Below are 22,845 nucleotides of genomic sequence, written 5' to 3' on the forward strand. Positions count from 1 at the left end.
CCGTTAAATAAGTTTTTGACATCAGCCTTTTGACGCTCCTGTCATTGCAAATCCCTTTGACATATAGTTTTGTGAAAAGAAATATAAAACAAATACAGGAAGCATATAGACAATAGAATAGGCTGCCAACTGTCCATAGATAACCTGTCCGCGTTCCCCAAAAAACCGGTAAATATTTACGGCAGCCGGTATCTTCTCCGTGGACTGCAGTAAAATAAGAGGTACAAAGAAATTCCCCCAGCTTCCTACAAAGGTAAACATGGCAACTGTAAATAATCCGGGAAGCATTAAGGGCAGTACCACGTGCACCACACTCTTAACTGCAGACGCGCCGTCAATCCACGCCGCTTCTTCCAAATCCACAGAAACCCCATCCAGAAAATTTTTCATCATCCAGATCCCGTAGGGAAGGCCGGATGCCGAAAGAAATATAATGGTTCCCCCTAAGGAATCAACCAGTTTCATCATGATAAACATCTGGTAAACCGGCACCATAACTGCCGTTATGGGAATAGAAGTCAAAAACAGCATTCCCATGGTGATCTTCTGCCCTGTCTTCAGCTCATATCTTGACAGCGGATAAGCTGCCAGCAGGGAGCATACCAGTACGATCCCGGTCTGTACTACAGAAATAAACAAGCTGTTTAAAAACCCTCTCTGATTTTTGGCATCTGTCAGGATAATCCTGAAATTCTCAACACTCATATGCTTTGGCACTGCAAAAGCCTGACTGGCTTCCGGATTAAATGCCGCAAAGACCAGCCAAAGAAGAGGAAGTAAAAATGCCCCCGCAATCAGCAGTAAAATCATATAGGGAATAATCTTCTGTATATTTTTATTTTTTTTCTTCATTATTATAATCCCCCTCCTAATCACCATCATTTGCGCGGATCAGCCTGATATACACAAGACTCAGCAGAATACCGATCGCCAGAATAAAAAGAGCAATTGCCATGCCGTATCCTATCTGATATGCGATAAACGCTTTCTGATACATGAAAATGGAAAGTGTTGTGGTCATAATAGCCGGCCCGCCACCCGTCATGGCAAACACCAGACCAAATGCGCCCAGTGTGGACAATGTGACAATTACAAATGTGGTTGCCATGGTGCTTTTTATCATAGGAAGTGTGATCCTGAGTAATATTTGAAGTCCGTTGGCACCGTCAATTTTTGCCGCCTCCACTATGTCATCAGATATGTTGTCCAGGGAAGCCTGGAACATCATCATGGAATATGCGGAGCCTTTCCATATATTTGCTATGACAACACAGGCCATGGGAAATGTGAAAAGCCAGGAAACCGGCGAAGCCCCGAATATGCCTATGATCTTATTCAATGTACCGCCATCGGCAAAAAAGGAGCTGAACATAAATGCCGCGATCACTTCCGGAGTGATCCAGCCTGCCACTACTGTAAAGCCGACAAATTTACGGACCAGCCTGTTCTTTCCCCGCATCAGAGACGCCAGCAGAAATCCCAGACACTGCTGCCCGATAATACCTGAAAATACCAGAAACACCATTGTATTTTTTAATACAGTGAGTAATTTAGGGTCTTTGAATATTTCAATAAAATTCCTGAAGCCTACGAATTTCATTGCCTGTGCAGAACTCCCCGTCAGTGAAATGTCTGTAAAAGAAAAAAAGACAGTCATGACCATGGGGCCAATGAAGAAAATACCCAGCAGTAGAATTGATGGGGAGAAAAAAAGTGCCGTTTTCCATATCTTTCGTTTTTGTTGATTTCTTGTTCCAACCATCCTTAGTCTCTCCTTTAAAGATTCAGCTTGGAGCATAGCTCCAAGCTGAATGCAGATCCTTTATTTCACAGTGCAGCCATCCGGCTACTTTACAGTCACGTTTTCCTCGCCCACAATTCGTTTCATCTCTGATTCAAAGGTAGCTGCGGCATCTTCCGGTGTCGCGCTTCCCATGGCAATACTCTCCACTACCTCAGTAAACATAGTTGTAAGGGTAGAATATCCCTCTACAGATGGTCTGAAATGTGCATATGGCAGCATTTCACCGGCTTCTTTTACCACGGACATCTTCTGTGATAAGTAGATATCATCCTCCATTACATCCTTACGCACTGCCAGGTCTCCTGAAAACATAGCGTATTTGAGCTGACAGTCTTTTCCTGCAATGAATTTCAGAAGTTCCTCGCCACCCGCTTTATTATTGGCATTCTTTGGAATTGCCCAGGTCCATCCGCCTGACATCGTGCTGAAACCGTCACCGCTGCCGTCATATGTAGGAATCTTGACAGCCGCCCATGTATCAAGCGCTTCCGGCCATTCATAATTTCTTCCCTCACCCCAGTTTCCTGGTACCCAGCTTCCTGTGATGATCATACCCAATTTTCCGTTCTTCATATAATCACTTACAAAGAGATCTTCCACTTTCTGTTGTGATACGATGCTGAGAGGCGCCCCTATTTTTTCCACATTGTAAACGTCATTTACAAAATTGTAGACCTTCAGTAAATTCTCTTTATCAACAATCCATTTCTTTGACTCAAAATCATAGAGCGTTCCGCCTGTTCCAGAGTAAAGCTCCTGGAACGTTCTCATGGAAGTCTCCTCAGGTGAAGTTTTGGATGCATACAGGAAGAACGGAATAAATCCATCGCCTCCGATTTCTTTCAGTTTCCTGCCGGCTTCCAGGATCTCATCCCAGTTCTTTGGCTGAAACGGAACAGAAACACCGGCTTCCTCCATCAGCTTTTTGTCATACCAGAGACACTGGGTATCTGTTGAAAAAGGAACGCCATACTGTACCCCGTCAGCTCCTTTTGCGCCATCCAGGATAGCTTCCTCAAACTGTCCTGCATCCTCCCAGTTTTTCATAAACTCATCCAGCGGTTCCAGATAACCGGCTTCTGCGTCAGACATGATCATAAAACCATCCTCAGTGATCAGGTCAGGAGATGTCTCTTTTGACTGCATCATCATTGTGATCTTTGTATACATATCAGAACCATTGACGATCTCAATGATCTCCACTTTCTTTCCCGGATTCTGTTTTTCAAACTCGTCCGCCAGTCCTCTGTAAAAATCAACACGATCTGCCCCCACAGCCATCTTGATCACATCAGAATCTGAAGAACCGCCGCTGCTTTCTTCCGTACCCGCCTTTTTTGACTCGCCTGCGGTCTTCTCACCCCCGCTTCCGCATCCGATCAGCGATACACACATCATAGCTGCCAACAGTCCTGCAATTTTCTTTTTAAACATAAAATACCTCCTCCTTTGTTCTAAAACCAGTTTATTGGTCTCTTTTTTTGATAACCATATAGTAACATTGATTTACTATAAAGTCAATTTATTTTACTATATAGTGTGCATTTCGACCTTTTTAACATTTTTATATCATATTTTTTGTGCATTTTTTACACTTTATTCCGGTATACTCAAAGCTTAAGTAAATCGTTCGTACTATTGCCTTTTAACGGCATCTATACTATAATGAATTTAGAATATAAAATTAGTCTGCATTTATGGATCTGTTTCTAGATTTGACTCTATTTCCCGACTGGGTTCCTATAAATGCACATTCTCAATTTATTATATAAAGGCGGTATTGTATGCTGGAAAAAACTGGTTCAAATATTCAAGATGTGAAATCTAAAAACAGAATGCTTGTTTTAAAACACATTGCAACAAGCAGCGGAATTTCAAGAGTTGATATTGCCCGGAGTACCGGGCTGTCAAAAATGACGGTGGGCAACATTGTCACAGAGCTTCTCAGCTCCGGCTTAGCGGAAGAAACTATCAATGTCTCCAATAATGCTTCAGCAATTTACGGGCGCAGACCTATTCTCCTCACCCTGGCTCAAAACTCACCCTGCATCTGCGGAATGCTGATCAAAAGAAAGCTGTGCCAGATTGTTCTTTCAGACTTAGGAGGCAGGATCTTTAAACAGGTGGATTATCCCTATGACACGCTGGACAGTTCTGATGACCTGCTGCGCATTCTGCTCAGGGCCTATACTGAATGTGCAGAAAGCACTGACCGGCGCATCACGTCCATCGGAATCGCCTCCCTTGGTCCCCTGGATTCCTCACGGGGAATCATTTTGAATCCTCCCTATTTTTACGATATTGAAAATCTGCCTATAGTTTCAATCATAAGTGAAAAGACGGGTCTGCCCGTATTTCTGGTAAACGACGCAACCGCGGGAGCTTTTTCGGAAAAACTGTTTGGTTCAGGTACCTCCATATCTAATTTCGCTTATCTCCATATCATGAACGGAATCGGTGCCGGCTTTATTCTGAACCATGCTTTATATGACGGAGACTCCGGGCAGAGCGGTGAGATCGGACATACCTCCATTAATTTTGACGGTCCTCTCTGTGCCTGCGGCAACAGGGGCTGCCTTGATCTGTACGCGAACCTGGATAATCTGCAACAGAGGATAAAAGAGCTTGCTCCCTTTTACCCCAATTCACCCTTATCCATTCCCCAGACTCCCAGCTGGCTTGAGATCATTTCCTCAGGTAATCAACACGACCCTCTCGCGATCACTGTTCTGGAGGAATTCTGTTCCTACATATCTTATTCACTGACTAATACTTTAAATCTGTTGAACCTTTCCACCATTATTGTGGGATACGATTCGGACGGGACCAATACCATTATAGAGGATCTGCTGTATCACAAGTTATCTAAAATAACGCTCACGGCAAAATCTAATCCTCTGTCTGTTCTCCACTCAACCTTCGGAGGCAATGCCCCGCTCATTGGTTCTGTCGCCCTGGCGGCAGACAAAATCTTCAGCGGCCACCTCTCATTGTTGGAGCTGGAGACCCTGTGACGCAAAAAAGGCCCTGTATACCATGGAACAGCCATCATCTATTCCATGGTATACAGGGCCTTATCTCACTCCCACTGCTGTTACATCTTCCTGCGCAGAAAAGAAAGCAGGATCAAAACTGCCACGATCGGCAGCACCACCGGCAAAAGCGCGCTGACAATACTGATGATCAAAGCGATCACTCCCACCGCGATCAATATCCCCAGTGCCAGATGAACCGTAGGATTCTTGTGCAATTTTTCCTGCACATGATGGAATCCGCTGCCGGAGTTTTCCATGCCGTCCTGGCTATAGGAAGACTGGCCGTAGGAAGATTGACTGTAAGAGGACTGACTGCTATGTCCGTTCTGGCCGGCAGATCCGGATGCTCCGGAAGTTTCCAGGATCGTACGGGCGATCAGACGGGGATCTCCCAGGCGGTCGGTGGCCTCTGTCTCTGATACCCCTTTGTTTATCTCGCCGCTTATATATTGGTCGTAATATTGTATATGTCCATTCACCACATTTTGAGGAAGCTCCTCTGAGAGAGTTTCCCGAAGTACATCTAAAAATTCTCGTTTGCTCATGGCATTAAAATCCTTTCCTGTTATACCGCCATCTTATCATATCTTTCCCAAAAAGTAATGATAATTCATTAAAATTTTTATAAAATTTAATGAGAGTCCGGCTTCCACCGGACTCTCACTCCCTGCTTTCACTGAACGGTCAGTTTCAGCAGCCTTTTATGAATTTTAACTTAATACGGAACCAAGCGCTCCATATCCCAAAAAGCACATGATAATCGTTGCCATACAGAGTCCCAGCAGAATTGCAGGAACAGATTTTTTCAAATCCACTTCAAGGAGAGACGCGATAAGCGCTCCCGTCCATGCACCTGTACCGGGGAGCGGTATACCCACAAACAAGACAAGTCCCCAGAACTCATATTTTTTGATCTTGTCACTCTTTCCCATGGCCCTTTTTTCCAGCTTCTCGATCAGAGGACAAAATAATTTTGTCTTCTTCAGCCATTTAAATATCTGCCTGATAAAGAGCAGAATGAACGGAATAGGGATAATATTCCCGATCACACAGGCAAAAACAGCCTGAAGCATAGGGATTTTCAATACGGTCGCCAATAAAAGTCCGCCCCTCAGTTCCAAAATAGGAACCATAGAGATCAGGAAGACGGCTGCCTCCGGTGTCAGAAAAGACGGCATATTCTCAGCAAACCAATGTACTACGGATTCCATTAAAACCTCCTGTTACTTTACCTTGAATTCTTCTGCAAGCGCTTTGAATCCAGGCATAGAATTCATGATCGTTTCATAGGATACGCAGTAGGCGATCCGCACATAACCCGGGCAGGCAAAGGAAGATCCCGGAACAATCAGGATATTGTACTTCTTTGCTGCGGCACAGAAGACTTTCTCGTCCTCCACCGGAGATTTTACAAACAGGTAGAATGCGCCCTCGGGCTTAATGCATTCAAAGCCCAGCTCTTTCAGTCCGTTGTATAAGGCCTCCCGGTTGCGGTTGTAAAACGGTACGTCTACTTTGGCATCCAGACATTTTGCGACAACTTTCTGCATCAGGGACGGGGCATTGACATATCCCAGAATACGGGTTGCCACGTTCGCTGCTGCAATCACATCCTCAGCATCACTCACTTCATCCGGGATCACCAGATAACCGATACGCTCACCCGGAAGAGACAGGGATTTGCTGTAGGAATAACCAATGATAGCATTTTCATAGTATTTTGTCAAATATGGAACCTCAATTCCATCATAAACCAGCTCTCTGTACGGCTCATCCGAAATGAGATAAATATCGGTTCCCAACTCTTTTTCCTTGCCGCGGAGAATATCTGCCATTTTCCTGATGGTATCCTCTGAGTAGACAACACCTGTTGGGTTGTTGGGGGAATTGATGATTACTGCCTTTGTATTGGCAGTTATCTTCTGTTCCAGTTCCTCCAGATTGGGCTGGAAATTTTCTGTGTTGGGGCTTACTACCACAATCTTCCCGTCATAGTTGGAGACATAGCTGTTGTACTCTCCAAAATACGGTGCAATAACGATCACTTCATCCCCAGGATTCAGCAGTGTTTTCAAGATCACATTTAATCCGCCTGCTGCGCCAACAGTCATGATAATATTCTGCTCGCCAAAGGAAGTCTGAAACCTCCTGTTGATGGAATCTGCAATTGCCGCCCTCACGTCCTCATATCCGCTGTTGTTCATATAGCCGTGCAGAACAACAGGGTCTTCCTTCTCCAGCTCCTCAAAAACCGCTTTTTTTACTTCAGCCGGTGCCGGAACATTGGGGTTGCCAAGACTGAAATCATATACATTCTCTGCCCCATACTTTGCGGCCATGATCTTGCCTTCCTCAAACATTGCGCGGATGGCTGAACTGTTTTTTACTAAATCTACCATTTTATCTGCTATCATAATACTTATCTTCCTTTCTGTGTAATTTTCCCAAAGCATGTTTCAAATTCTTTTTCGCAAAATGCACATAATTTGTGCTGCTTAAGACACACTCTAACTCGGTTATCTACGATTATACCATTTTCCGCCGGACAAAATCAACGTTTTAACACATTAAACCAAAAAAATATTTCTTTCATCTACACAAAGGACAGCTTATAGAGACTGCTGTACAGTCCCTCTCTCTGCATCAGCTCCTCATGGGTCCCCTCCTCGGCAATTCCATCATCTGTGAGTACAAGGATCCTCTGGGCTTTGCGGATCGTGGACAGCCTGTGGGCAATGACAAATGTGGTCCTGTCTTTTGCCAGGCTCTCCAGAGACTGCTGTACAATCTTCTCACTCTCATTGTCTAGGGCAGATGTGGCCTCATCAAAAATCAGTATTGGCGGGTTCTTTAAAAATACCCTTGCAATGGACAGCCTTTGCTTCTGGCCTCCTGAGAGCTTCACACCCCTCTGTCCGATATCCGTGTCATAACCATTCTCCAGACCCATTATAAATTCATGGGCATTGGCTGCCTTGGCTGCACGCAGTACCTCCTCGTCCGTGGCATCCGGTTTGCCGTAGCGGATATTCTCCATTACGGTTCCCGCAAAGAGATACACGTCCTGCTGTACAATGCCGATATGATTTCTGAGACTCTGGAGCTTGATCTTTCTGATATCCATGCCGTCCAGACATACGCTTCCGCCGCTCACATCATAGAATCTGGGAATGAGACTGCACAGGGTTGTTTTTCCTGCACCTGAGCTTCCTACAAGAGCCACATATTCCCCTGCTTTTACAGTCAGATCCACATGACTGAGCACTTCCTCCTGGCTCTCCTCATAGTGGAAGGAAACATCCTTAAAAGCGATCTCTCCCTTCACATCCCCCAGCTCCACAGCCTCCGGCACGTCCTTGATGTCCGGTGCAATTGCCATGATCTCCAGAAACCTTGAGTATCCGCTGTATCCGTTCTGGAACTGCTCTGTAAAGGTGATCAGCTTCTTTACCGGGTCTGTAAAGTTATTGATGTACAAAAGCACTGTCACCAGATCTTCCACAGGCATTTTCCCTCTTGTCATAAAGTATGCACCAACCAGAAGCACAGTTATGGTAATCAAGGTTGTGAAAGCTCCCATACCGGAATTATAAGTCCCCATATACTTATAGCTGCGCTTCTTGGAATCCACAAAACGCTCATTGCCCCTCTGGAACTTTTTCATCTCTTCCTTCTCGTTGGCAAAAGATTTTACCACTCGGATACCGGAAAGGCTGTCCTCAATCTGGGTATTGATATCCGCGATCCTGGCTCTGTTCTCCCGGAACGCTGACTTCATCTTCCTGTTATAGATAAAGGCGTAAATAAGCAGAAACGGCACAAACAGGAATGCTGAAAGGGCCAGTTTTATGTTGATAAACATCAGAATAATAAACGCGCCGATAAATTTAATAATAGAGATAACCAGATCCTCCGGCCCGTGATGAAGCAGTTCACTGATATCAAACAGATCAGAAGTGATTCTGGACAAAAGATGTCCTACCTTCTGGTTGTCGTAAAAGGCAAAAGACAGCTTCTGGTAATGCCCGAAAATCTCATTGCGCATATCCCGCTCTATCCTGGCCCCCATGATATGCCCGTAATAGGCAATATAAAAGTTACAGAATGCCTCCACCAGTACCAGAACCACCATGAAGATTCCCAGCTTCACGATCAAATCCGTTGCCTCCTGCACAGGCTGGTTCACAACCGTGCTGGTGATATAACGTACAATAAGCGGTATTACAAGGGTGATCCCGGCCCCTAAAACCGCAAAAAACAAGTCAGAAAAAAACAAACCCTTATAGGGCTTATAGTAGCTGACCAGTCTCTTCAGTGTTTTTCCCATCTCTTTTTGTCTCTCCTTTTCCTCTTCTTGTCTGTTGTGGGGATTTTCATTATAATCACAGTATAAAACAGGACACTGCTTTTGGCAATGTCCTGTTTTACAAACTTTTATATAGGAAAGCTGTCCCTGAGGCACAGCGCCCCGTATCCTGTCTGGTTGTTGGGATAAGGTCCGCCCAGAAGGTGGCGGGCGCCTCTGCGCAGATATGCTTTTACTTTCTCCCCATAGAGAAATGCGTCATTCCCCTTCACGATCCCCCACTCCATTAAAAGGGCAGAGGAGCCTGTGACAAAAGGTGTTGCAAAAGAGGTACCCGTCCTGGACGTATAGCCGCCGTTTGGGGATGCAGTTGTGATATCCACGCCGGGAGCCGCTATATCCGGCTTTACCAGATTGGTAACTCTGGTAAAGCCGCGCCCGGAAAAATCCGCGTAGGCCTGGTATCTGGAATTATAGGCGCCCACAGAGATCACACGCCCGGCTGTGGAAGGAATCGTGAGCGTGATCTCCGGCACCGGAAATAAAAATCGCGTTCCCTCGTTCAGAGCCGCTCCCCCCGGCATCCAAAGATTATATCTTCCGTCCACAATCCTCCCGGGTATGAGATTGATTTTCCACACACCACTGTCCACATATGTATTCTGGGGGATAAAATCAATAAAAATCTCCTGAGAAAGACTGAATGGACTTGGTTTTCCATAATAGATCAAAATCTGTGTGGTTCCCAATTGGAACCGCTGTGGTCCCAGTATTTCCTGAAACGGACCTGCCACCTGTCCGTTGGGATGCTGCAGGGAAATATCCATCCGGTCCACGTACTGTTTCCAAATCTGTATATTCATCCCCGTCTCATAACCACCCACCTGAAACTGCACGCTCTGACTCTCGCTCTGCTCCAAAACACCTGAAGTATGTATCGCTTTATTGCCCTCATTTCCCGTCCCCACACAGATCACTGTCCGCCCCAGGATGGAGGCGCTGTCCAGATATAATTCTATGAGCGACTCACCGCTGTGTGAGCCATAATTATTTCCAAAGCTCAGGTTCAGGGCAAGAGGCATTCCCATGGCAATGGACTGACGGATGCAGTAGTCAATCCCCTGCATCAGTTCTGTGGTCCTGGGGAATCCCTCTGCCTGAGGTGTTCCCAGCTTCACAACTATGATCTGGCTCTGGGAAGCCACCCCTCTGTGAAGCCCCCCTGAAGCCCTTCCGTTCCCGGCCGCAATCCCCAGAACCCCTGTTCCGTGTCCGCTCAGATCACGGCTGGGGACCACTGCATACCGTTCCGCAGGCACGGGCATCTGAAGCGCCTCATCAATCTGCTCTTTTGTATACTCTGTTCCCATAACATAGCCCTGAGGCGGATCACCCGGCACAGTCTGATCCCACAATCTGAGGATACGGCTGCTCCCGTCTTCATTGCGGAAATCAGGATGGGCGTAGTCCACTCCCGAATCCACACAGCCCACAAGCACACCTGAGCCGAAAAGCGGCTGTCCAAGAGGCGAAAAACCGCTCTGTACCGGATTGATACAGGAGGCGGCCCGTCCCTGCTCCACTGTAAAAAACAGCCTTTTGGGCTTCTCGACGAACTCTATCTGAGGATACTCCGTAAGGCTTTGGATACGTCTTTCCGGTACAGAGAGGATGGCAAAACCACCCAGCAGCTCCACTGCCCGGATCTCCGGATCCAGTGCCCCCTGCAGGCTCCCGGAATATTTAACAATTAAATCCCATCTTCTCTCCTCCGGCTCAAAGCCCACATCTAAAACCAATGATTTTTCCCGTTCCTGCGGCGTAGCATCCAGTGCCAGGTTTAACAGATTTTCCAGCTTCTGATCCTGCATAACGACTCCCTGTTTTTTGCTGTATCTCTTCATTATATGCAAAAAAAGCAGTCAAAATCTGCTCTTTTAAACAGATATTGACTGCTTTTAAGTATCCTTCCAAACAGATATCCGCTGCCTGGATCAATTTAACCCTGCAGTGATTTTGATTTGGTCATAATATGATACGGGCCTGCCACGAAGAACACACCGCCTATCATGTTTCCAATCGTGACAAACAGCAGGTTGTAGAAGTATCCTCCTATGCTGACTGCCGCGTCACCTGCATTTAAAAGTCCCACTGCCAGAATACTCATATTGGCAATACTGTGCTCAAATCCACAGATCATGAACACAAAAATACACCAGAATACCATGATGAGCTTTCCTGACTCGGACTTCATCTTTAATGCGCACCATACAGCCAGACATACCAGGACATTACAGAAAATCCCTCTTACCAGAAGCTGTACAGGTGTCAGAGACATCTTTGTGGCGGCTATCTGTGCGAAATAAGCTCCTATATCGCCTTTCGGAACTCCGGTAAGCTGGAATCCGATAACTCCCAGCAGAGAGCCAAGAATATTTCCGATATAACATAAAACCCATGCTTTGACTGTCTTGCCCCAAGGCACACATCCACTGAAGGAAGCACTTGCAAGAACCATATTGTTGCCTGTGAACAGCTCGGCACCCGCCATAATGACAAGGCTCAGGGCTGCCGCAAAGGCAAAAGCCTGCACTGCTTTCAGCATTGGGGACCCCGCTGCGTTCAGAGGTGTTCCCAGCGTAAATGTTACAAAACTTCCAAAAGCAATGAAAAGCCCTGCCGTGATGGAGGATACCATAAATCCAAAGGTATTGTTCTCCATGAAGTTTATCTTGCCTTTTGCCGCATTACAGACTGCACTGAATTCATCAAAATACATACTTTTTCCCCCGCTTCTATAGCTAAATTATGTATACAAAATTCAGGTACGGCAAAGCCGTACCTGAACTTCTCTATATTCAGTTTTCAAAATGGATTTTTTAGAACAGACCGGAAATCTTTCCTGTCTCGTCAACATCGATCCTCTCTGCAGCCGGAACTTTAGGCAGACCTGGCATGGTCATGATTTCTCCGGTAAGAGCAACAATGAAACCTGCACCTGCGGAAATCTTCAGGTTACGAACGGTTACTTCAAAGTCTTTCGGTGCACCCAGTTTTGTCTGATCATCGGTCAGACTGTACTGTGTCTTAGCCACACAGATTGGGCAGTTTCCATATCCAAGAGCTTCCAGCTGAGCAGCCTGTTTCTGAGCGTTTGCTGTAAGAACAGCCTTCTTGCCGCCGTAGATCTTCTGAACGATCTGGTTTAACTTATCCTCAATGCTTCCTTCCAGTTCATAGGAGAATGTAAAGTCATTGGGTTCTTCCACAAGACGTATAACTTCCTTAGCCAGTGCAGCACCGCCTTCGCCGCCTTTTGCCCAAACCTCGGAAAGTGCAACATTTACGCCCAGTTCTTTACATTTAGCTTCTACCAGGTCAAGCTCTGCCTTGGTATCTGTCGGGAATGCGTTGATAGCAACAACACACGGAAGCTTGTATACATTTGTGATATTGCTTACATGTTTCAGTAAGTTCGGGAGACCTTTCTCCAGAGCTTCCAGGTTCTCGTTATTTAAATCTGCTTTCGGTACGCCGCCGTTGTATTTCAGGGCACGTACAGTAGCTACGATAACAACTGCGCTCGGTGTCAGGCCTGCCATACGACACTTGATATCCAGGAATTTCTCTGCACCTAAGTCAGCACCGAATCCTGCTTCTGTGATAGCGTAATCGCCTAATTTCAGCGCCATCTTAGTAGCGATCACAGAGTTACATCCATGAGCGATATTAGCGAATGGTCCACCGTGTACGATTGCAGGTACATGCTCCAGAGTCTGAACCAGGTTTGGTTTCAGTGCATCTTTCAGCAGTGCACACATAGCGCCTTCTGCATGTAAGTCATGTGCTGTGATCGGTTTCTGCTCGGAAACCTTGCCATATGTATAACCAACGATGATTCTTCCCAGTCTCTCCTTCAGGTCTGTAATGTCTTTTGCCAGACACAGAACAGCCATGATTTCAGAAGCAACTGTGATATCGTATCCGTCTTCTCTCGGACAGCCGTTTGTCTTTCCGCCCAGACCATCAACTACGAAACGAAGCTGGCGGTCATTCATGTCCACACATCTTCTCCAGGTAATTTTTCTTGGGTCAATATTCAGGTCGTTGCCCTGATAAATATGATTATCCAGCATTGCTGCCAGCAGGTTATTTGCTGCGCCGATCGCGTGGAAGTCACCTGTAAAATGCAGGTTGATGTCTTCCATGGGAACTACCTGTGCATAACCGCCGCCTGCTGCGCCGCCCTTTACACCGAATACCGGTCCCAGGGATGGCTCACGGAGCGCTACCATTACATTTTTTCCTAATTTCTGAAGGCCATCAGCCAGACCTACGGTTGTGGTGGTCTTTCCTTCTCCGGCAGGAGTCGGGTTGATTGCTGTAACCAGAACCAGTTTTCCATTTGGCTTATCAGATTCTTTTAACAGATTGTAGTCAATTTTAGCTTTGTACTTACCGTACTGCTCCAGATATTTGTCATCAATACCTGCTTTTTCTGCAATCTTTGTAATTGGCTCCATTGTGCACTCCTGTGCGATTTCGATGTCTGATTTGAATCCCATGTTAATACCCTCCTTTTCATGGCAATAGTTTTGTTTCTGCATGTATACTGCCACTGTCTATGTATGAACCCTTTGAAAAAAAAGGGCAACATTTGTCAATTACACAATTACAAACGTTGCCCAGACGGTCGGCTCTCACTTACATTTTGACTTCACTGTGGTGCTCCACATTGTAATCCGTCAGAAATCAAAACTATTATTTTGTTATGTCTATAATTTATCACAAATTCCGATTACTGTCAATGCTGTATCATATTAAAAATTCACAACAATATTTCGACAATTTTACTCTATTTTCCGGCGATAAATGATAATACTTCTTCTTTTTTGGGCATAACACGGAGTGCGCCCTTCTTTGTAGTAATAAGAGAGGAGGCACCGTTGGAGAATTCCAGCATTTCATAGAGCTGTTCCTCTGAAAGGCCTTCAATTCCGTGCTCCAGCACATAATTCAGCGCACATGCGCCAAAGGTATCACCTGCTCCTGTAGTCTCGATGGTATTTTCCTGTAAGAACGGCGCATGGAACACTTCTCTGCCCTCGTGGAAGGCAATGCTTCCCTCTTTTCCCATGGTCACGTTCATGAGCTTCAGATCAGGATACTGGGACAGCAGTATATGGGCGCCTTCCTTCACATCCTTTGTGCCGGTCATGAATTCCAGCTCTTCCTCAGAGATTTTCAGCAGATCACATTTTGACAGACCATATGTGATCTGTTCTTTTGCCAGTTCCATGCTGCTCCACAGAGGCGGGCGCAGATTCGGGTCAAAGGAGATCAGAAGCCCTGCTTCTCTTGCAATATCAATAGCTTTGGCAGTTGCTCTGCGCACACCCTCGTGGGTCATGGACAGGGTGCCAAAATGGAATGCCTTTGCTGATCTTATGTATTCTTCGTCGATCTGGTCTACACTCAGCATCATATCCGCACCGGGATTTCTGTAAAACGCGAAGTCCCTGTCCCCATCCTCAAAGGTATGGACAAAGGCCAGCGTTGTATGGACTTCCTGGTCTTCATACAGATGGCTGGTGTCAATCCCCAGACTGTTCAGTGTGTTTCTCAGGGATGTACCAAACTGGTCCTTACCCACAACACCCAGAAAAGACGTCTTTTTCCCAAGGTTGTTCAGCATGGCCAGCACATTACAAGGGGCGCCGCCCGGATTTGCCTCAAAGATAGGGTTTCCCTGTCCGCTCACTCCGTTCTCTGTAAAATCGATCAAAAGCTCGCCCAGGGCGATAACATCAAAATTCTTGTTCATTTATATTCTCCTTGTCCGTTTTATTCTACTGTGAATTATATTCGTTTTGCCTGCTTTACGCAAGTACCGCGGCATAATTATTCATAAAAAATACATTAGATATAGAATTATTCGTGATCTTATGGCCGGTATTCTTAATGAATCGAAAGGTTTTCTTTAGAATTTCTTATAAATTGAGCCTGCAATTTCTTTTAAATTATATGGTGTAATGAGAACGTAAGAATAATGTCGAAATTGAGGTGATTTCCATGAATATATTAAACCAAATATCCGAGTATGCCTCCATCTGCCCGGAAAGAACAGCCATCTGCTGTGACGGCCTGTCTGTTACTTACGGGGAGCTGGAGTTATATTCCGGGCGTCTGGCCCGTTATCTTGGGCAGCAGTGCGGGCAGGACCACTCCCCCATAGCTGTATACGGTCATAAGCACCCCCTGATGCTTGTATCTTTTCTGGCATGTGTCAAATCAGGCAGGGCATACTGCCCCATTGACACCTCTGTGCCGGATTCCCGGGTGGAAATGATCTTAGACGCCCTTGACTCACCAATCCTTTTGACCCTCTCTCCTCTGCACGGAGACTGTAAAAATAAACGTCCCCTTTCCCTCCAGGAAATTGACAGGATCATACATACCGATTTTCCCTCTATGGACATCCGCATGGAAGAAACCAGGCCAGAGCCTATTTTAGGGGAGGATATTTTTTACATCATATTTACTTCGGGAAGCACCGGCACCCCAAAAGGAGTCACGATCACGGAACAAAATCTGAGCAATTTCCTGGATTGGTCCATTACTCTGGGGACACCCACCAACGCCAAAAAGGGGAAGGTATTTCTGAATCAGGCTCCTTTTTCTTTTGATCTGTCCGTCCTGGATCTGTATACATGTCTGGCTGTGGGCGGAACGCTTTGGTGCCTGACAAATGATGTGCAGAAGGATTACCGGAAACTGCTGGATTCCCTGAAAAGATCCGGGGCCTCCATTATGGTTTCCACACCGTCCTTTGCAGACATGTGCCTGTCAGACCCCGGATTTACACAGACGTCCCTGCCGGAACTGGGCCTGTTCCTGTTCTGCGGAGAAACCCTGACAAACCGGACAGCCGTTAAGCTTATGGAGCGTTTTCCCTCTGCCAGGATCATGAACACCTATGGTCCCACCGAATCCACAGTGGCTGTCACCCAGGTAGAGATAACGCCTAAACTGGCTGCCTGTACTTCCCCTCTGCCTGTAGGCAGGCCAAAGCCTGGCACTGCGTTGCAGATCTGCAGTCCTTCGGGCAGCATACTCCCCGAAGGCGAAAAGGGTGAGATCATTATCCTGGGGGACACGGTAAGTCCCGGTTACTATCAGAACCCTTCACAGACACAAAAGCATTTTTTCACATATACAGAGGAGAAAACTGCGGTACAGGGCTACCGCACAGGTGATAAAGGGTATATGAAAGACGGGATGCTCTATTACTGCGGACGCATAGATCTGCAGATTAAGCTGCACGGATACAGAATTGAGCTGGAGGATATTGAAAATAATCTTATCCGCCTTCCACAGATAGAAAAAGCAGCGGTACTCCCCAATATGAGAGACGGGCGTATCAAAAGCATCAGTGCCTATCTGGTCTGCCCCGGCATGACGGCGCCGGAACGCACTTACGCGGAATCCCTAAAAGAGAAACTGCGCGCATTCCTTCCGGAATACATGATACCTAAAAAACTCATATTCATGGACAGACTTCCCATGACCGGAAATGGCAAGGTTGACAGAAAAGCCCTGGGGAGCACAGTTCTTTGAGTTTTTATGAAGGGCTTTCCTTTTTTATCTGTCTCTTTCTCTTCCTGATCCCCGCCGTCATTCTGGGCATCATGGAAAAAAGAATGGGGCATTATACCCTGGCAGTCTCCCTGGTCTTCATTGTCCTGGTCTTCGGCCACAGCCCCCGGCAGTTCCTCTATCTCCTCTTATTTTACGGATGGTCCTACCTGGTTGTGCGGGGATACGCTGCTGTCCGGGGCAAATACGGAAGAAACGAAAAACAGTATTACCTGTTCCTGGCTGCCATGCTGCTGCCTCTTATATTATGTAAATTATCGCCCTTATTTCACATGAACATTTTTGGATTTACCGGCATTTCCTATATGAGTTTCCGCAGCATTCAGATGGTCATAGAGATTTACGACGGGATCATTGAAGAGGTTCCCCTTCTGGAATTTTCGGGATTTCTTCTTTTCTTTCCCTCCATCAGCTCCGGGCCTATTGACAGAAGCCGCCGCTTTCATGATGACTGGGAGCGCATCATACCAAGAGCCAATTACCTGGAAATGCTGGCAGAAGGAATTTTCAAACTTCTTCTGGGCCTGGTCTACAAGCTGGCGTTGGGCACCCAGCTCTACACACTGCTCACCATATGTGAACAGTCCATGGGCCAGCGCGGTGCCCCCTGGTACTTTGCCGCCGGATATGCCTGGCTGTACGGCTTCTATTTGTTCTTTGATTTTGCAGGATATTCCCTTATGGCTGTGGGAACCGCTTATATCCTGGGTGTAAGACTTCCCGACAACTTCCGTGCTCCATTCAGAAGTCTGGACATAAAAGAGTTCTGGGACCGCTGGCACATAACCCTGTCCCACTGGTTCCGTGATTTCCTCTTCACCCGTTTCATTATGAAATGTACAAAGAAGAAATGGTTTTCCAGCCGCCTGAACAGGGCCTGCGCCGGATTCATTGTGAATATGGGTGTTATGGGTCTATGGCACGGTGTCACCCCTTCCTACATACTCTACGGACTCTATCACGGCATCCTGCTTTCAGTCACAGAGGTATACCAGAAAAAATCAGCCTTCTACAAAAAACACAAAAACCAGAAACTATACAAGGCGGCCTCCTGGCTGCTTACCATAAACCTGGTGATATTGGGCTTCTTTATCTTCTCCGGAAAATTCCTGGAGCTGTTAGCTGCCTGATCTCACATATTATTCTATTGCCTCATTATTATATTAGGAGAAAACAAAATGGAAGAAAAAATTTTAGATTTATTAGCAGATATCTGTGAAGATGACATTGTGAAAGAGGATATAAAGACCGAACTTTTCCAGTCCGGACTTCTGGACTCCCTGGGATTTGCCGAGTTCCTGGCCGGCCTTGAGGAAGAGTGCGGGATTGTCATTGCGCCCTCAGAAGTCACCAGAGAAGAAATGGACACACCTGAAAAAATCCTGACCCTTGTAAGGTCTAAAGTCTGATCCAAGATCCCCTCCAGGAAAGGAAGGCACAGGAAACATGAAAAGACTGACTGCATTTTTCACGGCTTTTGTATTGTTCCTTGTCACTGCCGCAGGTATTCATCTGTCTGTACGTGACAAGAAAATCCCGGACTCCCACGCGTTTTCCACCTGGGCCAACGAGACAAAAACACGTTCCCGTGAAACCATAAAACAAAACCTGAATTCGGACAGCCTTCTGGTATTTGGCTCCTCTGAATTCATGCACGGCCAGGACACGCCTTATCATCCATCCGCTATGTTCGCGGACAGCGATTTTGAGCCTATGCTCATTGGTGCCGGCTATTACCAGTCCCTGAGCCATGCCATCGCTCTTAGCGCTGTAGGAGAGGGCCAGAAAAAAGCCGTTCTTTTCCTCTCACCCCAGTGGTTCAGGAAACCCGGTGTCCTGCCACAGGCCTTTGCATCCCGTTTCTCAGAAAATGACTATATGGGCATGCTGCAGAACGAAAACCTTTCAAAAGAGACAAAGCAATACATCATAGACCGCACACACGCTCTCCTGAAAGACGACCCCAAAACCCGGAATCGTTTAAGCAGATATGAGCGCGTATGGGATACCAAAACCGCCACCACAGAGGATACCCTCCTTGCCAACGCATGGCAGGGCTTTCTGAACGAAAAAGAAAGAATAACCGTACCTCTTCTCTTTGACCTCACAGCAAAAAAGACAAACCGTACTGCCGGCAATATATCCATAAACTGGACCAAGTGGTTAGCCAAAGCTGAAAAAGACGGTTCCCGTTATCAGGAAAACCAATTCTATATAGATGAGAAAAACTATAAAAAACTCAAGCCACGCCTTTCCAAAAAGAAAGACAGCAATAAAAAAGCCATCCACGGCTACGGTTCCTCACCAGAGTATGATGATCTCCGCTGTTTCCTGGACGTATGCCGGGATATGGACATCAAGCCTCTACTGGTCATCCTGCCTGTGAACGGCTACTACTACGACTACACCGGATTCCCTCAGACTGCCAGAGAAACCTACTACTCCAACATCCGAAACCTGGCTGACGCCTATAATGCCCAGCTTGCCGATTTCTCTGCCGACGAATATACAAAATACTTCTTTGAAGACCAAGTCCACATTGGACGGAAAGGATGGGTGCTGATCAATGAAAGTCTTTACAACTTTTATAAAGAACCTTAAAAATAACGCCAAAGCGCGCTTCCTTCTCCAGGTGCTCACTTTTTACGCGCTCCTTATGCTCCTCTATCTCTATTTTATGACTGCCAACCTCTCCTCAGCACCGCCCTTTCTCTACTCACAATTTTAAGAAGCCGCCATGCGGCTTCTTGTCCGTACAGCACGTTACTCCCTCTTGATCATCCGATACCCGATACCGATATGGGTCTGGATATACTTAGGCTCTGAAGGCTCTTCCTCGATCTTCTTCCTGAGTGTGGCCATAAACACACGCAGGGAAGGCACATCACTCTGCATCACATTTCCCCAAACCTCATTTAATATGAAATTATGGGTCAGAACCCTCCCCACGTTTTTCGCCAGAAGGCACAGCAGTTTATACTCAATAGGCGTCAGATGGATCTCCTGATCCCTGATAAATACACACCCGGAGGCATAGTCAATTTTCAGATCACCATTTACGAAGACCGCGTTATCCTCCACACCTCCGCTGCTCTGATACATGGCCCTGCGAAGGCTGGCACGCAGCCTTGCCAGCAGTTCCTCCACACTGAAAGGCTTTGTCAGATAATCATCTGCGCCTGCATCCAGCGCATTCACCTTATCCGCATCCTCGCTTCTGGCACTTACCACTATAATAGGTACATTTGACCAGGATCTTATCTTTTTTATCAGCTCCACACCGTCCATATCCGGCAGCCCCAAATCCAATATGATCACATCCGGTCTCTGGGAAACAGCTTCCATCAAAGCCTGCGCCCCATTCTTAGCCATATGGTATCGGTATTCCTGTATATCCAGTGTGGTCCCCATCAGATTTCTGACGGCTTTGTCATCCTCCACGATAAGTATCAATGGTTTATTCATGTATCACTACCTCCTCTGCCGGCAATGAGAAATAGAAAATACTTCCCCGGGGAACATTATCCCTTACCCCGATCTCACCGCCGTGTGCATTTATAATAGACTTACAGAGGGCAAGGCCAAGGCCAAGGCCGCGCCTGCCGTCCCCTTTCTGGTTCTCCGCTGTATAGAACATCTGAAACAGCTTCTCTTTATCCTCATCCGCCACACCGTTTCCGTTGTCGGAGATTTCCGTCCATACAAATCCTTCCTTCTGAAATACATGGACTTTGATCTCTGAACCGGACGGTGTATATTTGATTGCATTATCTATGATATTGATAAATACCTGTACGATCAGCCTGGTATCCATCTTTGCCATGAGAAATTCATCCTCCTGCTTCACCGTGATCCTGTGTTCTCCGCTCTTCCTGTCCAGATGGTGCAGCGCTTCGTTCAGCACATCATCCAAAAGCTCTGTCTGCCGTTTCAGGTTCATGGCACCGTTCTCTATCCTTGTGACAGAGAGCAGATTCTCTACCAGGTTGATCAGCCAGATCGCATCATCATAAATATCCCCGTAAATTTTGTGTCTCTGGGCCTCCTCCATCTGTGCTCCGCCATTTAACAGCACACTGGCATTTCCTGAAATGCCGGTCAGCGGAGTGCGCAGATCATGGGATATGGCGCGCAGAAGGTTGGCTCTCAGCCGCTCCTGTCTGGCATTCATCTCCACCTCTTTTTTCTCCTCGTCCAGTTTCTGCTTTTCAAGTGCCAGGGCACATTCATTCAGCATGGCCAGAAGCAGACTTCTCTCAAAGGCGGTAAGTTCATCGGCTCCCATGACAATGCCGGCCACTGCCAGCGCCTCTTTTCTGCCTCTGACAGCCAGATACAGACATTTTGCCCCGGGCAGCGTATCGGTTGTGGCACCGGCGTGTTTATTATTCTGATATACCCAGGATACCACTTCCTGTTCCTTCTCATTGATATACTGCTCTGCATCTTTCTCCCGGCTTTTCATCCTGGGAACCAGGTTCCCCTTTTCATCGGGTATATAGAAGATAACGGTGCGGCCCAACATTTTTTCCATCTGTACCATTATCTCTGAAGTGATCTGAGAAACATCCCTGGCTTTCTGGAGTTTCTGGCTGGTCTCCAGAAGGATTTCTGTTCGGTACGCCTTTTCCGCCGCCTGATGCGCCTGTTCTTTCACCCTGGTGGTCAGGGTGGAGATCAAAAATGCCACCAGAAACATAATAATAAATGTAACCGGGTATTCCGGGCCGTAAGCCTTAAAGGAATACCTGGGAAGCGTGAAGAAGAAATTGAAGGTAAACACACTGATAAAGGAGCTTACCAGACTGTATGCCTTGCTCTCTGTCCACATGGCCGTAATAACAACCCCCAGAATATACAGCATGATAACATTGACCTCTGAAATCCCCAGACTGTACATCCAGCCACCGATCCCTGTTGAAGCCAGCAGTACACCTGCTGTTTTAAGAGTGTCTTTAAATGTAAATCCGGTCTTGTTGTGTCTGATTCGGAATCCCGCTGTCCCTGTATTTTCCTCCATAGACGGAATGATATAAATATCTGGATTGGAGCCAAGGGCTGTGAGCCTGTCGGCAAAGCTGACTCTCGAAAAAGGAATTCCCCCGATTCCTTTTGTCCTGCCCAGTACAATTTTTGATACCCCTGCCATTCTGGCATACTCTGCGATCTGCTGAACCACGTCATCCCCATACATGGTGATAACTCTGGCTCCCAGTTTTTCCGCAAGCTCCATGTTTTCCTTTAAAATCTTTTTCTCAGCATCCGGCATGTTTTTTTCATGGGAGGTCTGCACATACAGAGCGGTAAACGCGCCGTGAAATGCATCTGCCATACGCGCCGCTGTCCTTATGACTCTGCCGTTAGAGGGTGACGCGGAGATGCCGGTCAGGATATGTTCCCCGGGATAGGAGGTTTCCTGTACGGTTTCCCCCTTCTCGGCAATCTTGTTGATCCGGTCAGCCATTCTTCTGAGTGCCATCTCCCTCAGGGCTGTGAGAACCCCTGTCCCCGGAGTTTGATTCCCCAGACGTTCCCGCACCTTTTCCGGCTCCGCATCCACGAATTCCACCTGATCCGCCTGGTCGAACACCTTATCCGGAACACGCTCCCCTGCCTGCCGGCCTGTCAGAGAGGAAATTACATCTGACAGACTTTCTATCTGCTGCACATTCAGCGTTGTATATACATCAATTCCGGCACGGAGAAGCTCCTCTATATCCTGATAACGCTTTCTGTGCCTGGACCCGGGCGCGTTTCCGTGAGCCAGCCTGTCAATCACTAAGAGCTGGGGTCTTCTTCTGATAGCGCTGTCCAGATCAAATTCAGGGGAGAGAACACCCTGATAATTATGAAAAACGGGTGTAAGCTTTTCCAGTTCTTCCCCCATATCCACTTCCAGGGGAACGCAGCCTATCACCACATCACAGCCATCTTTTTTTCTTTCTCCGGCATCCCGCAGCATCTGCCCTGTCTTTCCCGTACCTTCAGCATAGCTGAAAAATATTTTAAGTCTGCCGCTTTTATCCATTTTTATCCCTGTTCCC

Annotated in this window: 18 protein-coding genes and 1 riboswitch; of the genes, 5 read left to right on the forward strand and 13 right to left on the reverse strand. The window is 46.8% G+C overall.

The genetic code is table 11. The annotated features are described in order from the left end of the window. Positions 1–21: 21 nt before the first annotated feature. The 3 genes from BLCOC_RS23255 to BLCOC_RS23265 all read right to left on the reverse strand — a co-directional run bounded on the left by BLCOC_RS23255 (position 22) and on the right by BLCOC_RS23265 (position 3,238). Positions 22–852 (reverse strand): carbohydrate ABC transporter permease, encoded by an 831-nt coding sequence (locus BLCOC_RS23255; protein ID WP_029471119.1) that lies wholly within the window; start codon positions 850–852, stop codon positions 22–24. A gap of 16 nt (positions 853–868) precedes the next feature. Further along, entirely contained in the window at positions 869–1,762 is an 894-nt protein-coding gene (locus BLCOC_RS23260) for a carbohydrate ABC transporter permease (RefSeq protein WP_115623496.1), read from the reverse strand. 84 nt (positions 1,763–1,846) lie between these two features. Then, the gene (locus BLCOC_RS23265; RefSeq protein WP_115623497.1) at positions 1,847–3,238 is read right to left on the reverse strand and encodes an extracellular solute-binding protein; all 1,392 of its coding nucleotides are present in this window, start codon (positions 3,236–3,238) and stop codon (positions 1,847–1,849) included. A gap of 350 nt (positions 3,239–3,588) precedes the next feature. On the opposite strand from BLCOC_RS23265, the gene BLCOC_RS23270 reads away from it, so the two are divergent. Then, a complete protein-coding gene (locus tag BLCOC_RS23270; protein ID WP_115623498.1) occupies positions 3,589–4,818 on the forward strand; it encodes an ROK family transcriptional regulator in 1,230 nt (409 codons plus the stop codon). Between the two features lie 80 nt (positions 4,819–4,898). Here the strand turns inward: BLCOC_RS23270 and BLCOC_RS23275 are convergent, their stop codons facing one another. From BLCOC_RS23275 to BLCOC_RS23310, 8 genes are all read right to left on the reverse strand, one after another. Then, positions 4,899–5,384 (reverse strand): HAAS signaling domain-containing protein, encoded by a 486-nt coding sequence (locus BLCOC_RS23275; RefSeq protein ID WP_115623499.1) that lies wholly within the window; start codon positions 5,382–5,384, stop codon positions 4,899–4,901. A 165-nt stretch (positions 5,385–5,549) separates the two neighbouring features. Further along, a complete protein-coding gene (locus tag BLCOC_RS23280; protein WP_018593048.1) occupies positions 5,550–6,050 on the reverse strand; it encodes a COG2426 family protein in 501 nt (166 codons plus the stop codon). Positions 6,051–6,062: 12 nt separating this feature from the next. Continuing rightward, positions 6,063–7,253: a pyridoxal phosphate-dependent aminotransferase gene (locus BLCOC_RS23285; protein ID WP_018593049.1), complete on the reverse strand. Its 1,191-nt coding sequence runs from the start codon at positions 7,251–7,253 to the stop codon at positions 6,063–6,065. 179 nt (positions 7,254–7,432) lie between these two features. Beyond that, positions 7,433–9,166, reverse strand: coding sequence for an ABC transporter ATP-binding protein (locus tag BLCOC_RS23290; RefSeq protein ID WP_029471124.1), 1,734 nt, complete (start codon positions 9,164–9,166; stop codon positions 7,433–7,435). A 107-nt stretch (positions 9,167–9,273) separates the two neighbouring features. After that, positions 9,274–11,016: a S8 family peptidase gene (locus BLCOC_RS23295; RefSeq protein ID WP_115625474.1), complete on the reverse strand. Its 1,743-nt coding sequence runs from the start codon at positions 11,014–11,016 to the stop codon at positions 9,274–9,276. 128 nt (positions 11,017–11,144) lie between these two features. Then, a complete protein-coding gene (locus tag BLCOC_RS23300; RefSeq protein WP_029471126.1) occupies positions 11,145–11,924 on the reverse strand; it encodes a formate/nitrite transporter family protein in 780 nt (259 codons plus the stop codon). A gap of 100 nt (positions 11,925–12,024) precedes the next feature. Then, the gene (locus BLCOC_RS23305; protein WP_029471127.1) at positions 12,025–13,710 is read right to left on the reverse strand and encodes a formate--tetrahydrofolate ligase; all 1,686 of its coding nucleotides are present in this window, start codon (positions 13,708–13,710) and stop codon (positions 12,025–12,027) included. A gap of 111 nt (positions 13,711–13,821) precedes the next feature. After that, positions 13,822–13,908: riboswitch (ZMP/ZTP riboswitch) on the reverse strand. Positions 13,909–14,000: 92 nt separating this feature from the next. After that, on the reverse strand, positions 14,001–14,969 hold the full coding sequence (locus BLCOC_RS23310) for a carbohydrate kinase family protein (RefSeq protein WP_029471128.1): 969 nt from the start codon (positions 14,967–14,969) through the stop codon (positions 14,001–14,003). A gap of 248 nt (positions 14,970–15,217) precedes the next feature. On the opposite strand from BLCOC_RS23310, the gene dltA reads away from it, so the two are divergent. The 4 genes from dltA to dltD are packed head-to-tail and all read left to right on the forward strand — an operon-like array spanning position 15,218 to position 19,402. Next, on the forward strand, positions 15,218–16,762 hold the full coding sequence (gene dltA, locus BLCOC_RS23315; RefSeq protein WP_115623500.1) for a D-alanine--poly(phosphoribitol) ligase subunit DltA: 1,545 nt from the start codon (positions 15,218–15,220) through the stop codon (positions 16,760–16,762). Then, on the forward strand, positions 16,759–17,931 hold the full coding sequence (gene dltB, locus BLCOC_RS23320) for a D-alanyl-lipoteichoic acid biosynthesis protein DltB (protein ID WP_115623501.1): 1,173 nt from the start codon (positions 16,759–16,761) through the stop codon (positions 17,929–17,931). Before dltA ends, dltB begins: the two co-directional genes overlap by 4 nt. Before the next feature lie 48 nt (positions 17,932–17,979). Beyond that, complete coding sequence (gene dltC, locus BLCOC_RS23325) at positions 17,980–18,210, forward strand: D-alanine--poly(phosphoribitol) ligase subunit DltC (RefSeq protein WP_018593057.1); 231 nt, start codon at positions 17,980–17,982, stop codon at positions 18,208–18,210. A 37-nt stretch (positions 18,211–18,247) separates the two neighbouring features. Next, positions 18,248–19,402: a D-alanyl-lipoteichoic acid biosynthesis protein DltD gene (gene dltD, locus BLCOC_RS23330; RefSeq protein ID WP_115623502.1), complete on the forward strand. Its 1,155-nt coding sequence runs from the start codon at positions 18,248–18,250 to the stop codon at positions 19,400–19,402. A 162-nt stretch (positions 19,403–19,564) separates the two neighbouring features. On the opposite strand, the gene BLCOC_RS23335 is transcribed toward dltD, so the two are convergent. Both BLCOC_RS23335 and BLCOC_RS23340 read right to left on the reverse strand, forming a co-directional pair. Further along, positions 19,565–20,266: a response regulator gene (locus BLCOC_RS23335; RefSeq protein ID WP_018593059.1), complete on the reverse strand. Its 702-nt coding sequence runs from the start codon at positions 20,264–20,266 to the stop codon at positions 19,565–19,567. Then, a complete protein-coding gene (locus BLCOC_RS23340; protein WP_115623503.1) occupies positions 20,259–22,829 on the reverse strand; it encodes a sensor histidine kinase in 2,571 nt (856 codons plus the stop codon). Before BLCOC_RS23340 ends, BLCOC_RS23335 begins: the two co-directional genes overlap by 8 nt. Between the last annotated feature and the right edge of the window lie 16 nt (positions 22,830–22,845).

This window comes from Blautia coccoides (assembly GCF_034355335.1).
Lineage (GTDB): Bacteria > Bacillota > Clostridia > Lachnospirales > Lachnospiraceae > Blautia > Blautia producta.

Coding starts and splice junctions, on each gene's coding strand:
- BLCOC_RS23300 (WP_029471126.1), bottom strand. CDS start 11,924: ATGTATTTTGATGAATTCAGTGCAGTCTGTAATGCGGCAAAAGGCAAG.
- BLCOC_RS23255 (WP_029471119.1), bottom strand. CDS start 852: ATGAAGAAAAAAAATAAAAATATACAGAAGATTATTCCCTATATGATT.
- BLCOC_RS23275 (WP_115623499.1), bottom strand. CDS start 5,384: ATGAGCAAACGAGAATTTTTAGATGTACTTCGGGAAACTCTCTCAGAG.
- dltA (WP_115623500.1), top strand. CDS start 15,218: ATGAATATATTAAACCAAATATCCGAGTATGCCTCCATCTGCCCGGAA.
- BLCOC_RS23270 (WP_115623498.1), top strand. CDS start 3,589: ATGCTGGAAAAAACTGGTTCAAATATTCAAGATGTGAAATCTAAAAAC.
- BLCOC_RS23340 (WP_115623503.1), bottom strand. CDS start 22,829: ATGGATAAAAGCGGCAGACTTAAAATATTTTTCAGCTATGCTGAAGGT.
- BLCOC_RS23285 (WP_018593049.1), bottom strand. CDS start 7,253: ATGATAGCAGATAAAATGGTAGATTTAGTAAAAAACAGTTCAGCCATC.
- BLCOC_RS23260 (WP_115623496.1), bottom strand. CDS start 1,762: ATGGTTGGAACAAGAAATCAACAAAAACGAAAGATATGGAAAACGGCA.
- BLCOC_RS23290 (WP_029471124.1), bottom strand. CDS start 9,166: ATGGGAAAAACACTGAAGAGACTGGTCAGCTACTATAAGCCCTATAAG.
- BLCOC_RS23295 (WP_115625474.1), bottom strand. CDS start 11,016: ATGCAGGATCAGAAGCTGGAAAATCTGTTAAACCTGGCACTGGATGCT.
- dltC (WP_018593057.1), top strand. CDS start 17,980: ATGGAAGAAAAAATTTTAGATTTATTAGCAGATATCTGTGAAGATGAC.
- BLCOC_RS23305 (WP_029471127.1), bottom strand. CDS start 13,710: ATGGGATTCAAATCAGACATCGAAATCGCACAGGAGTGCACAATGGAG.
- BLCOC_RS23280 (WP_018593048.1), bottom strand. CDS start 6,050: ATGGAATCCGTAGTACATTGGTTTGCTGAGAATATGCCGTCTTTTCTG.
- BLCOC_RS23310 (WP_029471128.1), bottom strand. CDS start 14,969: ATGAACAAGAATTTTGATGTTATCGCCCTGGGCGAGCTTTTGATCGAT.
- BLCOC_RS23265 (WP_115623497.1), bottom strand. CDS start 3,238: ATGTTTAAAAAGAAAATTGCAGGACTGTTGGCAGCTATGATGTGTGTA.
- BLCOC_RS23335 (WP_018593059.1), bottom strand. CDS start 20,266: ATGAATAAACCATTGATACTTATCGTGGAGGATGACAAAGCCGTCAGA.
- dltD (WP_115623502.1), top strand. CDS start 18,248: ATGAAAAGACTGACTGCATTTTTCACGGCTTTTGTATTGTTCCTTGTC.